Consider the following 13,317-nt stretch of genomic DNA (forward strand, 5'->3'; position numbering starts at 1 on the left):
GGCGCCGGTGTCAGTGCAGGCCGGCGTACCGGCCGCGCAGCCGCAGCAGCGGGACGGCGTCCTCGCGCAGCGCCGGCATCCCGGTGACCTCGAGCAGCACCAGCAGGTGGTCGCCGGCGGGGACGACCCGGTGCAGCCGGCAGTCCAGCGCCGCGGGGGCGTCGGTCAGCACGATCGCGCCGCTGCCCCCGGCCCGCTCCCAGGGCACCCCCTCCAGCAGGTGGCGGGCGCTGGGCCGGCCGGCCGAGGCGAACCGGCTGGCGACGATCGCGTGCTGCGCCCCGAGCACGGTCAGCCCGCACGAGCCCACCTCGGCCAGCACCTCGGCCGGGTAGCCGTCCGCGGCCAGACCGACGGCGACCAGCGGCGGGGCGGCCGAGACGCTCATCACCGAGGAGACGGTCGTGCCGACGTCGTCGATGCCGTCGCGGACGGTCAGCAGGCACACCCCGGCGGCGTACTGGCGCAGCGCGTCGGCGTACTCGCGGGGGGAGACCGGCATGGCGGCCAGTCGACCACACCGACAGGATGACCCGGTGAGCGACGCTGACGGGAAGACCTACGACGTGGTCGTGCTGGGCGGCGGGTCGACGGGGGAGAACGTGGCCGACGCCGTCGTCCGCGGCGGGCTGACCGCGGCGCTGGTGGAGGCCGAGCTGGTCGGTGGGGAGTGCTCGTACTGGGCCTGCATGCCGAGCAAGGCGCTGCTGCGGGGCGGGGACGTGCTGGCCGCGGCCCGCGCCGTCGACGGCGCCCGGCAGGCGGTCACCGGGGACCAGGACGTCGCCGCCACGCTCGCCCGCCGCGACACCTTCACCCACGACTGGGACGACTCCCCGCAGGTGGAGTGGGTGCGCGGCGCCGGCATCGCCCTGCTGCGCGGCACCGGCCGGCTCGACGGCGAGCGCAGCGTCGTGGTCACCGCCGACGACGGCAGCACCACCCGGCTGACCGCCCGGCACGCCGTGGCGGTGTGCACCGGCTCGCAGCCGGTCCTCCCGCCGGTCGACGGGCTGGCCGACGTCGACCCCTGGGTCCCGCGGGACGCGACCAGCGCCAAGGAGCCGCCCGGCCGGCTGCTCGTGCTCGGTGGCGGCTACGTCGGCTGCGAGATGGCCACCGCCTGGTCCGACCTGGGCGCGCGGGTCACCGTGCTGCAGCGGGACGAGCAGCTGCTCGACGGCGCCGAGCCCGAGGCCGGCGAGGCGGTCGCGGCGGCCCTGCGGGCGGCCGGGGTCGACGTCCGGCTGGACGCGGAGGTCACCGCCGCGCGCCGGGAGGGCACCGAGGTGGTGCTGACCACCTCCGACGGCGAGGTCCGCGGCGACGAGGTGCTCGTGGCGGTGGGCCGGGCCGCCCGCACCGGCGACGCGGGGCTGGAGACCGTCGGCCTGACGCCGGGGGAGTACCTGGACGTCGACGACACCCTGCTCGTGCGCGGCTCCGACTGGCTCTACGGGGTGGGGGACGTCAACGGCCGCGCCCCGTTGACCCACATGGGCAAGTACGAGGCGCGGCAGGCGGGGGCGGCGATCGCCGCCCGGGCGCGGGGCGAGCAGGTGCGGCCCGACGCCTGGGCGCCGTGGGCGGCGACCGCCGACACCGCCGCCGTCCCCTCGGTGGTGTTCACCCGCCCGCAGGTGGCCTCCGTCGGGCTGACCCGGGCGGGGGCCGAGGCGGCCGGGCTGCCGCACCGCGCGGTCACCTACCCGCTGGGTGGCGTGGCCGGCGCCGCGCTGCTCGCCGACGGGTACGAGGGCACCGCGGTCGCCGTGGTGGACACCGAGCGCGAGGTGCTGCTCGGCGCCACGTTCATCGGCGCCGACGTCGCCGAGCTGCTGCACGCCGCGACGATCGCCGTGGTGGGCCGGGTGCCGATCGCCCGGCTCTGGCACGCCGTGCCGGCCTACCCGACGGTGAGCGAGATCTGGCTGCGGCTGCTGGAGGCCTGGCGGGACGGCTGACCGGCCCTCAGGTGCGGTCGAGCAGCAGCAGGCCGTAGCCCGCCAGGCTGGGAGCGTCGGTGAACCGTCCGTCGCGGACCATGGCCCGCAGCTCCGCCTCGGTCACGAACGCGGTCTCCATCCCGGCCTCGGTCACCTCCCGCGCCGTCGGCCCGGGGGTCAGCCCGGTGGCCAGCCAGACGTCGAACTCCTGGGTCGACTGCCCGGGGGCCAGGTCGAGGTGGCCCAGGTGGCGCAGCGACGCCGCCCGCAGCCCGGTCTCCTCGGCCAGCTCGGCGCGCGCCAGCTGCTCGGGCGTGCCCCCGGCCCCGGTGCTCCACGTGCCCTGGGGGAACTCCCAGGTGCGCCGGGCGACCGGGTGGCGGTACTGCTCGACCAGCCAGAAGCCGTCCCGCTCGGCCGCGATCACGAGGGCGAAGTGGGCCTTCTCGACGACGCCGTACACGCCGGTCGAGCCGTCGGCCAGCTCCACCTCGTCCTCCCGGACCCGGATCCACGGGTTCCGGTAGACCTCCCTGCTGCCCGTCGTCCGCACCCGGCCAGCCTCGGGCATCCCCGCGGCACCTGCACACCCGAAGGACCCGGGCCACCCGGGCGGGCCGGGGCTCAGGGCAGCGGGTGCGGGGCGGTAGACGCCGCGGGCAGGGTGCCGTCGACGGTCGCGGTGACCGCCATCGACTCGAACCGGGCCACCCCGCCCAGCGTGGTGAGGAACGCGGTGTCAGCGGCGTCCCGGCCCGAGCAGATCCGCACCAGCGAGTGCAGCGGGGCCAGCCGCGTGGCGTCGACGACGTGCCAGACGCCGTCGACGTCGGCCTCCACGACGGCGTGGAAGTCCATCGGGGTCCAGCCCGGGCGCGTAGACGGCGACCAGCCGGGCGGGCACCTCCAGCGCCCGCAGCAGCGTGGCGGTCAGGTGCGCGTAGTCCCGGCACACGCCCCGGCCGGCCAGCAGGGTGTCGACGGCGGTGTCGACGGGGCGGCTGGCGCCGGCGCTGTAGGTGAGCCGGTCGTGCACCCAGCCGGCGACGGCGGCGACGAGCTCCGGGCGCGGCAGGCCGCGGTCGAACTCGGCGGTGGCGAAGCCCTCCAGCTCGTCCGACGGGCAGTAGCGGCTGGGCCGCAGCGCCTCCGCCCACGCCGCCGGGGTCACCGGGCGGGGCGGGCCGTCACCGTCGACGGCCGCCGTGTAGGCCACGGTCGTCGTCCCGGCCCCCAGCCGCACCCGGTGCACCCGGGCCTCGCCGACGGCGAGCTCCTCGACGTCCAGCGGCCGCCCGTCGCACAGCACGGTCAGCTGCTCGGGCGAGCGGGGCCGCGGCGGCCACCTGCAGCAGCGCCGTCGCCGGGGCGGGGGAGGAGACGGTGAGGGTGGCGGCGACGTCGGTGCGCATGCCGACCATCGTGGCGTCGGTGCTGGTCGGGCGGGGTGTGGGCTCACTCACGCGGCACGCCCGCGGGGACGGCGGCGAGGGCGTGCTGGAGTGGGACCGTGCACGTCTCGCCGTCCCGCAGCCCCTGGCACCGCTACGTCGCCCTCGGCGACTCCTTCACCGAGGGGCTCTCCGACCCCGATCCCGACCGCGCGGGGGAGTTCCGCGGCTGGGCCGACCGGCTGGCCGGGCACCTGGCCGCCGCGGCCGGCCACGACGTCGAGTACGCCAACCTGGCCGTGCGGGGTCGGTTGCTGGGCCAGGTGCTCGAGGAGCAGGTGCCCGTCGCGCTGGACGCCCGGCCGGACCTGGTCAGCCTGGTGGCCGGCGGCAACGACCTGCTGCGCCCCGGCGCCGACCCCGACCGGCTGGCCGCGGCCCTTGAGGACGCCGTCGCCCGGTTCCGCGCCGCCGGTGCCGACGTGCTGCTGGCCACCGGCGTCGACCCGCGGGAGACGCCGATCATCCGGCGCACCCGGGGCCGGGTCGCGGTGTTCAACGCCTCGCTGTGGTCGATCGCCGCCCGCCACGGCGCGGTCGTGCTGGACCTCTGGGGCTCGCCGTGGCTCTACGACTGGCGGCTGTGGGACGGCGACCGCATCCACCTCACCGCCGAGGGTCACCGCCGCACCGCCTTGGCCGCCGCGGCGGCGCTGGGGCTGCCCGCCGAGGGGGACTGGCGCGAGCCGCTGGTCCCGCAGCCGCCCCGGGCGCTGCGGGCGGCGGTGGCCGAGGAGATCGCCTGGCTGCGCGGTTTCGTCGTGCCGTGGGTGGCCCGGCGGGTGCGCGGGCGCTCCTCCGGGGACGGCCGCGCCGCCAAGCGCCCGGTGCCGCTGGCGCTGCCGCGGGTCTGAGGGCGGTCACCGTGCGCGCGCGGCCCTGTCGACCCGGGTGACGGGGCCGGGCGCGCTGTCGGGGTCCCCGGCACCTACGTCATCGGAGTGCTGGGGCACCCAGAGACGTAGGACCCCGGGCGGGTCGGTCGCGGCGCGGGCCACCCCGCCGGTGATCAGGGCCGCGGCTGCCCGGGGGCGTCCCCGCCGTCCGCGGTGCCGTCGTCCGCGGTGCCGTCGTCGGTGGGGTCGCCGACCGGGAGCGCGTCGTCCGGCGGTCCGGCGTCCGCCCCGGGCGCCGGGTCCGCGGCCAGGACGTCCTCGACGGTGACCACACCGGGCGGCAGGGTGCCGGTCGCGTCGTCCGGGGCCCCCTCCGCGGCGGTGTCCCGGGCCGGCAGCGGTGCGGGCCGGCCGAACGCGTAGCCCTGCGCCATGACGCAGCCGTGGTCGCGCAACCACTGGGCCTGGTCGAGGTCCTCGATGCCCTCGGCGATCACCTGCAGCCCCATGCCCAGGCCCAGCTGCACCAGCCCCTGCACGAGCGCGGCGGTCGAGGGTTCGGTGACCACGTCGGCGACGAACGAGCGGTCGATCTTGACCGTGTGGATGGGCAGCCGGTGCAGCGCGGTGATCGCCGAGTAGCCGGTGCCGAAGTCGTCGAGGGCGAGGGTGACGCCGGCGTCGGTGACCTCCGAGACCGCCTGGAGGGTCGCCTCGGCGGCGAACAGCGCCGTCGACTCGGTGATCTCCAGCTCGAGCTGCTCGGGAGGCAGCCCGGTCACGGCGAGGGTGTCGGTGACCAGGTCGGCGAACCCGGGCTCGGCCAGGTGCCGCGCCGAGATGTTGACGTGCACGCGCAGCCCGGCCGGCCACCCGGCGGCGTCCGCGCAGGCCCGGCGCAGCACCCAGGCGCCGAGCCGCGAGGTGAGCCGGTTGTCCTCGGCGGCGGCCAGGAACGCGCCGGGCGGGAGCAGCCCGCGGGTGGGGTGCTGCCAGCGCAGGAGCGCCTCGTACCCCAGCAGCGTCTCGTCCGACAGCGCCACGATCGGCTGGTAGAACAGCCGCAGCTCGTCGTTCTCCAGGGCGTTGCGCAGGTCGGCCTCCAGCTGGAGCTGGTCGACCTCGCGGTCGCTGAGCACCCCGTCGTAGACCTCGATGCGGGCCCGGCGGCCGTCGGCCTTGGCCCGGGCCAGCGCGCCGTGCGCCTGGCGGAGCAGGTCGTCGGGGGCGACGTCGGAGCCCAGGGTGAGCCCGACGCTGGCCGACAGCACGATCTCGCGGTCGCCGATGAGGAACGGGTCGTCCAGCACGGTCAGCAGCCGGTCGGCCAGGGCGCGCAGCCCGTCGAGGTCCTCGACGTCCTCGGCCAGGATGAGGAACTCGTCGCCGCCGAGGCGGACGGCGGTGTCCTCGACCCGGGTGCTCCAGCGCAGCCGGTCGGCGACCTGGCTGAGCAGCTGGTCGCCGCCCTCGAGCCCGAGCGCGTCGTTGACCGCCTGGAAGCGGTCGAGGTCGAGGTGGACGAGGCCCACCTGCAGCCCGCGGCGGCGGGAGAGCGCGAGGGCGTGGTTGAGCCGGTCGTTGAGCGCCCGCCGGTTCGGCAGGCCGGTGAGCTGGTCGGTGAACGCGCGCCGGACCAGGTCCTCCTCGGCGCGGCGGCGGTCGGTGACGTCGACCAGCGAGAGGACCGCGAAGTGCGGCTGCCCGGTGCTGGTGTGCACGACCTCGTGCGACTGCAGCGCCCACAGCTCGGTGCCGTCGGCCCGCCGCAGCCGGCGCTCGCCGTCGACCCGCAGCCACGGGTCCACCGGCTCGTCGGTGCCGCCGGGCCGGTCGGGGACCGGCGCCTCGTCGGGGTGGGCGAGCAGGTCGACGTGCCGGCCGACGAGGTCCTCGGGCACCCGCCCGGTCATCGTGCACAGCGCCTCGTTGACGACCAGGAAGTGCCCGTCCGGGTCGACCAGCGCCTTCGGGATGGGCGCGGTGAGGAACAGGGCCCGGAACAGCTGGCCGCGGTCGGCGAGCAGGGTGTCGATGGCCCGCAGCCTCGAGCCGGCCGCGCCGGGGCCGCCGGCACGGGGCCGCGGGACGTCGGGAGCGCTCAGGGTCACCGACACAGGGTGGCCGATGGAACTCCGTGAGTGACGGAACCCCGTCCCCGGAGAGTCGTGGTCACTCGATCACTCCGCGTCACCAGACCAGGCCCAGATGCGCAGCCCGGCGATCTGCACGTGCCCCTCCGCGGCGGCCGCCGGCGCGACGGCGTCGGCGGTCTCGGTCTGCAACACCCAGCGCATCGGCCCGGTCGGGATCGCCCGGGGGTCGGTGGTCTCGCCGACGACGGCGCCGTCCAGCAGGAAGGCCAGCCGACCCGGTGCCCACTCGGTGACCGCCGTGCGCCAGCCGGACATCCGCCCCAGCGGCGCGCTGTGGAAGCAGAACTCCGGTGCGGCGCCGATGCACAGGCTGTGCGCGGCGAACTCGCCGTCGAGGGGGCCCTCGGGGTAGTCGACCTCACCGTCGTCCCAGACGTCGGACGCCGGCCAGAGCAGCCAGGCGATCTTGTATCCCGGCACCGGGTCGGCGCGGAAGGTCACCTCGTAGCGCCCGTGCACCTGCCCGGACCACGGGTCGCCACCGACCGGCGGGAGGAGCGCGGCCACCGTCGGCTGCCCGTCGATGCTGCGCACCCAGACGTCGGCCACCCCGCCGGCCACCGAGACCGTGGCCGCGGTGTCGTAGCGCCCGCGGCCGGTCGTGTCGGTCAGCCCGTCGTAGCGCCCCCAGCCGGGGTAGGCCCCGGCGAAACCGCCGAGCGGTGCAGGGGTGGCGAAGCGCTCGTCCAGCACGAGGACCCAGGGGCCGGTCACGGCACCCATCCTGCGGTGCGCGGGAACACCGCGCCGCCCACCGGTGCTGCCCTCCCCGGACGAGGAGAGAGGTGGACGACGTGGACGCAGAACCGAAGCGGATCGGCTTCCTGAGCTTCGGGCACTGGCAGCCGGTGCCGGGCTCGCAGGTGCGCACGGCCCGCGACGCCCTGGTGCAGAGCGTGGAGCTGGCGGTGGCCGCCGAGGAGATCGGCCTCGACGGGGCCTTCGTGCGGGTGCACCACTTCGCCCGCCAGCTCGCCTCGCCGTTCCCGCTGCTGGCCGCGATGGCGGCGCGGACCCGGCGGGTGGAGCTGGGCACCGGCGTGGTCGACATGCGCTACGAGAACCCCCTCTACATGGCCGAGGAGGCGGCGGCGACCGACCTGCTCGCCGACGGCCGGCTGCAGCTGGGCATCAGCCGGGGCTCGCCGGAGACGGCGCTGCGCGGCTCGGAGGCCTTCGGCTACGTGCCGTCGGCGGGGACGACGGACGCCGACCTCGCGCGGCAGAAGACGGAGCTGTTCCTGGCCGCGGTCTCCGGCCGGACGGTGGTCGAGGCCGACCCCGGGATGACCGGCGGGGCCTCGGGCCGGCTGGCCGTCCAGCCGCAGTCGCCGGGGCTGCGGGAGCGGATCTGGTGGGGGTCGGGCACCCGGGCGACCGCGGAGTGGACCGCCCGCCAGGGGATGAACCTGATGAGCTCCACCCTCCTGGTCGAGGACACCGGGGTGCCCTTCGACGAGCTGCAGGCCGAGCAGATCGCCCGCTACCGCGCCGCGTGGGCCGAGGCCGGCTGGGAGCGCACCCCGCGGGTGTCGGTCAGCCGCAGCGTGATCCCCGTGACGACCGATCTCGACCGGCGCTACTTCGGCGAGCGGTCGGGCGAGGACCAGGTGGGCCTGCTGGAGGGCGTGCGCGCCCGGTTCGGCAAGAGCTACGTGGGCGAGCCCGACCAGCTGGCCGAGGAGCTGGCCAAGGACGTCGCCGTCCGCGAGGCCGACACCCTCCTGCTCACCGTCCCCAACATGCTGGGCGTCGAGTACAACGCCCGGCTGCTCGAGACGGTGGCCCGGGAGGTCGCGCCGGCGATCGGGTGGGCCCGGGGCGGCTGAGGGCCCTCGCCCGGGCGGGCTGAGGCCCCTTGGCCGGGGGGCTCGCCACCGGCAGCATGTGGACCGCGCGCGGGGGACGAGCGTCCGGACGTGGTGGCCATGAGGGACTTCGCCGAGCTGCAGCAACGGCTCGAGACGGCCTGCGCGGTCGACAAGCCGGGCTCCCGGGTACCGCACGTGCTCATCGCGCTGCCGTCGTTCAGCCTGGGCGAGTCGCTGCTGTCGCACTACGTCGACCGGATCCCGGCGCTCGAGCACCGCTACCTGGTCGCCGCGCTGGTCCTGCCCCGGATCCCCGGCGCCGAACTGGTCTTCACGAGCTCGCAACCGCCCGACGACGCCGTGGTCGACCACTACCTCTCCCTCGTGCCGCCCGCCGAGCGGGCCTCGGTGCGCCGCCGGCTGCGGGTCCTCGTCGTCCCCGACCGCTCGGGCCGCTCGATCGCCGCGAAGCTGCTGGACCGCCCCGACCTGCTGGCCGGGCTCCGCGGGTGGATCGGCGACCGCCCGGCGTTCATCGAGCCCTGGAACGTCACCGCGGACGAGGTGCAGGTCGCGCGGTGGCTGGACGCGCCGATCAACGGGACCGCACCGGAGCTGTGGCCGCTCGGGTTCAAGAGCGCCGGCCGCCGGCTGCTCCGGGGCAGCGGCGTCCCGGTGCCGTTCGGCTGCGAGGACGTCCGCAGCGTCGAGGACGTCGACCGCGCGGCGGGGGAGGTGCTCCGGCGCCGCCCCGGGGCGGCCGGTGTCGTGGTGAAGCTGGACGACAGCGGCGCCGGTGACGGCAACGTGGTGCTGCGCTGCGACGGCCTGCCCGGGGCGGCCGGCCGGCTGCGCGACGCGGCCCGGCGACTGCCCGGCTGGTTCCTGGCGGCGCTGCGCTCCGGTGGCGTCGTCGAGGAGTTCGTCACCGGCGACCGGTTCGCCAGCCCCAGCGTGCAGGGCGACATCTCGCCGGACGGCAGCGTCACCGTGCTGGCCACCCACGAGCAGGTGCTCGGCGGGGACAGCGGGCAGGTCTACCTGGGCTGCACGTTCCCCGCGGACTCGGGCTACGCGGCCGAGCTGGGCCGGTACGGATCGGCGGCGGGGGAGGCACTGGCCCGGTGCGGGGCCCGCGGGCGGTACGGCGTGGACTTCGTCGCCTCCGCCACGGGCGACCGGTGGCACGTCCAGGCGCTCGAGATCAACCTCCGCAAGGGCGGCACCACCCACCCCTACGCCGTGCTGCGCAACCTGGTCCCGGGTCGCTACGACGTCGAGGGCGGGCGCTGGGTCGCCGAGGACGGCGAGATCCGGGCCTACAGCTCGACGGACAACCTCGTGGACCCGGACTGGACCGGCCTGGACCCGCGGCGGGTGGTCGACGCCGTCACCGCGGCGGGCCTGCGCTTCGACCGGGGCACCCGGACAGGCGTCGTCCTGCACATGCTCTCCGGGCTGGCGATCGACGGCCGGTGCGGGCTGACCGCCATCGCGACCTCCACGGCGGCGGCCCTGGAGATGGTGGAGCGGACCCGTGCGTGCATCGACGAGGCGGCGCGGCGGCCGGCCGGCGCCGGACGCGCGGCGGAGGGGTGACGCCGGGTTCCCGGCGCCACCCCTCCGCTGCGTGGTTCGGCGGTCAGAGGACCTCGTAGCTCACCGTGCCGGTCTCGTCGACCTCGGCGGCGACGTCGACGCTGTCGGTCGCGTCGGTGGCGTTGGTGACCGTGCAGTCCAGCGGGGCCTGGGTGGCGCCCACCAGGACGGTGCGCCCGTCGGCCTCGCAGGTGGCGACGGCCTCGACACCGGCCTGCGCGCCGATCTCGTCGGCCAGGAAGCCCTCGACGTCGGCGACCAGCGTGTAGGAGTGGTCGCTGGTGAACTCCACGTTGCCCTCGTCGTCGGTCTGCTCGACGGTGAACGACGTCTCCTGGCCGTCCAGGGTGGCGGTGCAGGTGAAGGTGTTGCCGGCGCGGGCCTCGACGTCCTCGGGGCACGTCACGTCGCTCGCCGCGAGGCCCACCCGGTCCTCGGTCAGCGCGGCGATCTGCCGCTCGGCCTCGGCGGTGTCGATGGTCGTGGCGCCGAAGAGGAAGATCGCGCCGACCACCAGGCCGCCGATGGCGACGAGGGCGCTGACGATGCCCCCGACGATCGCGCCGGTGCGCTTCTTCTTCGGAGCGGCCGGGGGCTGGCCCCAGCCGGCCGGCGGGGCGCCGAACGGGGGCGGGCCGCCGAAGCCGGCGGGCGGGCCGCCGAAGCCGGCCGGCGGGCCGCCGAAGCCGGCCGGCGGGGGCGGCGGGTAAGCAGCCGGGCCGCCGCCGTGCGGGGTGTTGATCTGCTGGGTCATGGCGTTCTCCTCGGACGGTGCTGGGGGGGCTCGGGGAGAACCGTGCCGCGCCGCGCTTCGGGCGGACTTGCGGCGCACTTGCAGGGCGGTCCAAGTGCCGGGCGTTCACCCGATCGGGTGAACGCCGCGCTGATCAGCGGGTCAGCGTCTCGTCGAGCCGGTCGAGGTCGCGCCGCTCCAGCAGCGTGGGCAGCGGTCGGGCGGGCGTCGCCCACCGGGGGCGAGCGCGCACCCCGGGATCGGCGACAGGTCGCTGATCGGGCACGTCGTCCGCAGCCGGTCGTCGACGTGCCGGAGCGCGACCGAAGGGGATCGACAGGCGACCGCGAGCGCGGTTCACCCCGACCCACCGCGCAGGTCCAGCGCTGCGGAGCGCATCTCTGGGGAGGCCCAGGATGGACGAGGCCGGACGGCCCGGGGGCGGGTCGAGCGCGACGGGTCTGCTGACCCGTGCTGCGGGAAGCCCGTTCGCCGGGTTCGTCCCGTGGATCGTCTTCTGGGTCGTCGCCGGTTCTGGGTCGTCGCCGGCAGCCCGAGCACCTGGGAGTACGGCGCGCTGGGCGCGGCGCTGGTGGCGGTCGTCCTGGCCCTGCCGTCGGTCGCCCAGCGGCGGCCGAAGATCCTCGACGTCGCCACGATCGCGTTCTTCGCGGCTCTGGCGGTCATCGGGGCGTTCGTGGGCGCCGAGGACCGGGACTGGCTGGATCGCTGGTCGATGGTGCTCTCCAGCGGCCCTGGGGCTGATCGCGCTGTGCTCCCTGGCGTTCGTCCCGTTCACCGAGCAGTACGCGCGGGAGCAGACCCCGCCCGAGGTCTGGGACCACCCCGAGTTCCGGCGGGTCAACCGGGTGCTGACCCTGGTGTGGGGCATCACCTTCCTCACCACCGCCGTCCTCGGCTGGATCGCGGTCGTCGCGCCGAGCACCAGCGACTGGACGAACCGGGTCCTGCCCGGCGTGTTCATCGCCGGCGCCTTCACCTGCACCGCCCGCTACCCGGAACGCGTGCGCGCCCGGGCCGGGTGACGGCCACGCGCGCCCGGCAGGGATCGAACCTGCGACCAAGTGCTTAGCAGACTGGTTGGTTGTTCCCTGTTAGCCCTCGTGCGGCGATGTTCCTCTGAACAGCTAGTTCATGCTGTCATGCGACGACTGAAGTCAGTCAAGGTCGCTGGGGATGAGGGGCCGTTACCTCCGTGGTCGGTAACTAAGTCGGTAACGACCCCGGAGCTTGGGCCGGCCAGGTTCAGGGAGTCCACCGAAGGGCAGCGCGTGTCGCCCTCACCCCACAGAGGGCAGTTGCCTCATCCGCCGCTTGCGTCACGTCTGCACCACGGCCCCGCTGTCTACGAAGTATCCTTCGAGACGAAACGGCCCGATCGAGCCCCGAAGTCCAGCGGGGCAAGGCGATGCACCACATGTGGCCTGTGGAACGACCTGAAGGCACACCCCGGACGACTACGAAGCCCCCTGGACGGCGAGGCGTAGCGGCCCCGGGGAGATCCCATTCACCTGGGGTCTCCCTGTTGGGCTGCCCGTCGTTCGGGTCGTGCCTGACTGGAGGCCCCTCCGTCTCATCGGAGGCAGCCCCGTGCGAAAGCACGTCACCTCGTCCATGCCCACCGGCCGCGACGTTCATCCGCCGTCGGCCTACGGCAGTGCCCACCTGACCGGTCCGGTCTGGCTCCGGGAGCCCGAGGCCGCCGAGGTGCTCGGCTTCGCTCCCGGCACCCTGCGCCAGTGGCGGCACCACGGACGTGGGCCGACGTTCCACAAGGTCGGCCGATCCGTGCTCTACAACCTGGCCGAACTGCACTGCTTCGTTTCCGCCGGTCGCGTTGAGACGAGCGCCGCGTGACCGCCCCGGAGCTGACCCGCGCGGAAACCCCGGAAACCATCGGTCAGGCCCGCGCATGGGACCGCCGCCGGAACGCCTACGCCGACCGCGCCGGTCTCTGCGACCGGTGTGCGGCTTCCGCTGCCTGGGGGCACGCGCTGGGCTGGACGAACGCGCCACACCCTCCGTGCGACGAATGCGCGCCGATCGTCGCCACCTTCCCCGAGGAGACGGCCCACCCCGCATGGCGAGCGCACACCCGTGGGCGCGTGAGCGTCCGCTCAAGCAGGCCCGCAACGCTGACCCGTGTGCTTGGGTGTCCCTCTCCTGTGGGCACGTTCTGCGAGCCGCTGGCGGTGTCCGCGTTGCTGGCGGTGTCCTTGTGAGCGCCCCGATCGCGACCACGCCCTCCGGCCCGGACGTCTCGTGGTTCCGCCGACGGGTGGTGCGGAGCAAGCCGGCACCCGTGTCCCACCCAGTCCGCACGAGGACGTGGAAGACCATCCCGGAGTGGTCCACGCCCTCGTTGGAGGAGTGGGAGGCCATGCCGAACGGAACCCGTGTGGCGATCACTGCAGGGGAAGCCCTGCAACTGACCCTGGAATGCCGGGGTGAGCGGTGGACCGTCCTCGCACGGACCGAGGTGCCCTCGCGCGCCCTGGTCGGTCTGGCCTGCGCCCCTCGGGTGCGGGTGCGGAACGTCGAGGGACAGGAGGCGGGCGCGTGAGGGCCCGTCAGCCTGCTTGGGCCAAGCACTACCAGTACGCGTGGGCGGAGAAGGCGGGCAGCCCTGGCCTGCCCCGGGACTGCTGCACGAGTAGGTGACATCTGATCTGTGGTGCCGAGAGGCGCCGCTGGAAGGATGCTCACCGTGCCCAAGCCCTACCCCAAGGAGTTCCGCGACGACGTCGTGAACGTCGCTCGCAAC

The 13,317-nt window shown here is 75.4% G+C and carries 13 protein-coding genes; 6 read left to right on the forward strand and 7 right to left on the reverse strand.

What is annotated here, in order from left to right; genetic code table 11:
- Window positions 1-10: 10 nt before the first annotated feature.
- Window positions 11-502 carry a flavin reductase family protein gene (locus D0Z06_RS16985; protein WP_117378728.1) on the reverse strand — a complete coding sequence of 164 codons (492 nt, stop codon included), beginning with the start codon at window positions 500-502 and terminating at the stop codon, window positions 11-13.
- Window positions 503-536: 34 nt separating this feature from the next.
- Between D0Z06_RS16985 and D0Z06_RS16990 the strand changes: the two genes are divergently transcribed.
- Complete coding sequence (locus D0Z06_RS16990; protein ID WP_233517753.1) at window positions 537-1,964, forward strand: dihydrolipoyl dehydrogenase family protein; 1,428 nt, start codon at window positions 537-539, stop codon at window positions 1,962-1,964.
- A 7-nt stretch (window positions 1,965-1,971) separates the two neighbouring features.
- Here the strand turns inward: D0Z06_RS16990 and D0Z06_RS16995 are convergent, their stop codons facing one another.
- Genes D0Z06_RS16995 through D0Z06_RS17000 form a run of 3 tightly spaced genes read right to left on the reverse strand, consistent with a single transcriptional unit; the run spans window position 1,972 to window position 3,255 of the window.
- Window positions 1,972-2,517: an NUDIX domain-containing protein gene (locus tag D0Z06_RS16995; RefSeq protein WP_233517754.1), complete on the reverse strand. Its 546-nt coding sequence runs from the start codon at window positions 2,515-2,517 to the stop codon at window positions 1,972-1,974.
- A 53-nt stretch (window positions 2,518-2,570) separates the two neighbouring features.
- Window positions 2,571-2,717 carry a hypothetical protein gene (locus D0Z06_RS26435; RefSeq protein WP_233517755.1) on the reverse strand — a complete coding sequence of 49 codons (147 nt, stop codon included), beginning with the start codon at window positions 2,715-2,717 and terminating at the stop codon, window positions 2,571-2,573.
- Window positions 2,686-3,255, reverse strand: a complete 570-nt coding sequence (locus D0Z06_RS17000) for a transglutaminase-like domain-containing protein (RefSeq protein ID WP_233517756.1) — start codon at window positions 3,253-3,255, stop codon at window positions 2,686-2,688. Before D0Z06_RS17000 ends, D0Z06_RS26435 begins: the two co-directional genes overlap by 32 nt.
- 201 nt (window positions 3,256-3,456) lie before the next feature.
- On the opposite strand from D0Z06_RS17000, the gene D0Z06_RS17005 reads away from it, so the two are divergent.
- Complete coding sequence (locus D0Z06_RS17005) at window positions 3,457-4,251, forward strand: SGNH/GDSL hydrolase family protein (protein ID WP_117378730.1); 795 nt, start codon at window positions 3,457-3,459, stop codon at window positions 4,249-4,251.
- Between the two features lie 155 nt (window positions 4,252-4,406).
- Here the strand turns inward: D0Z06_RS17005 and D0Z06_RS17010 are convergent, their stop codons facing one another.
- Complete coding sequence (locus D0Z06_RS17010; RefSeq protein WP_117378751.1) at window positions 4,407-6,344, reverse strand: putative bifunctional diguanylate cyclase/phosphodiesterase; 1,938 nt, start codon at window positions 6,342-6,344, stop codon at window positions 4,407-4,409.
- Window positions 6,345-6,413: 69 nt separating this feature from the next.
- Entirely contained in the window at window positions 6,414-7,103 is a 690-nt protein-coding gene (locus tag D0Z06_RS17015; RefSeq protein WP_117378731.1) for a LamG domain-containing protein, read from the reverse strand.
- A gap of 80 nt (window positions 7,104-7,183) precedes the next feature.
- Here D0Z06_RS17015 and D0Z06_RS17020 point away from each other — a divergent pair, with 80 nt between their 5' ends.
- Both D0Z06_RS17020 and D0Z06_RS17025 read left to right on the forward strand, forming a co-directional pair.
- Window positions 7,184-8,218, forward strand: coding sequence for an LLM class flavin-dependent oxidoreductase (locus tag D0Z06_RS17020; protein ID WP_117378752.1), 1,035 nt, complete (start codon window positions 7,184-7,186; stop codon window positions 8,216-8,218).
- 99 nt (window positions 8,219-8,317) lie between these two features.
- Window positions 8,318-9,799 carry a peptide ligase PGM1-related protein gene (locus D0Z06_RS17025; protein ID WP_147332078.1) on the forward strand — a complete coding sequence of 494 codons (1,482 nt, stop codon included), beginning with the start codon at window positions 8,318-8,320 and terminating at the stop codon, window positions 9,797-9,799.
- Between the two features lie 43 nt (window positions 9,800-9,842).
- Here D0Z06_RS17025 and D0Z06_RS17030 read toward each other — a convergent pair whose 3' ends face one another.
- Complete coding sequence (locus D0Z06_RS17030) at window positions 9,843-10,553, reverse strand: DUF4333 domain-containing protein (protein WP_117378733.1); 711 nt, start codon at window positions 10,551-10,553, stop codon at window positions 9,843-9,845.
- Window positions 10,554-11,401: 848 nt separating this feature from the next.
- Here D0Z06_RS17030 and D0Z06_RS25880 point away from each other — a divergent pair.
- Window positions 11,402-11,578 carry a hypothetical protein gene (locus tag D0Z06_RS25880; RefSeq protein ID WP_199522376.1) on the forward strand — a complete coding sequence of 59 codons (177 nt, stop codon included), beginning with the start codon at window positions 11,402-11,404 and terminating at the stop codon, window positions 11,576-11,578.
- A gap of 565 nt (window positions 11,579-12,143) precedes the next feature.
- Entirely contained in the window at window positions 12,144-12,410 is a 267-nt protein-coding gene (locus tag D0Z06_RS17040; protein ID WP_233517757.1) for a helix-turn-helix transcriptional regulator, read from the forward strand.
- Window positions 12,411-13,317 lie beyond the last annotated feature (907 nt).

The sequence above is a fragment of the Geodermatophilus marinus genome (genome assembly GCF_003428645.1).
Taxonomy (GTDB): Bacteria; Actinomycetota; Actinomycetes; order Mycobacteriales; family Geodermatophilaceae; genus Geodermatophilus.

What these genes read in the sequence shown, in the direction of transcription:
- D0Z06_RS16985 (WP_117378728.1), bottom strand. Translation starts at nt 502, where the DNA reads ATGCCGGTCTCCCCCCGCGAGTACGCCGACGCGCTGCGCCAGTACGCC.
- D0Z06_RS16995 (WP_233517754.1), bottom strand. Translation starts at nt 2,517, where the DNA reads ATGCCCGAGGCTGGCCGGGTGCGGACGACGGGCAGCAGGGAGGTCTAC.
- D0Z06_RS17025 (WP_147332078.1), top strand. Translation starts at nt 8,318, where the DNA reads ATGAGGGACTTCGCCGAGCTGCAGCAACGGCTCGAGACGGCCTGCGCG.
- D0Z06_RS17030 (WP_117378733.1), bottom strand. Translation starts at nt 10,553, where the DNA reads ATGACCCAGCAGATCAACACCCCGCACGGCGGCGGCCCGGCTGCTTAC.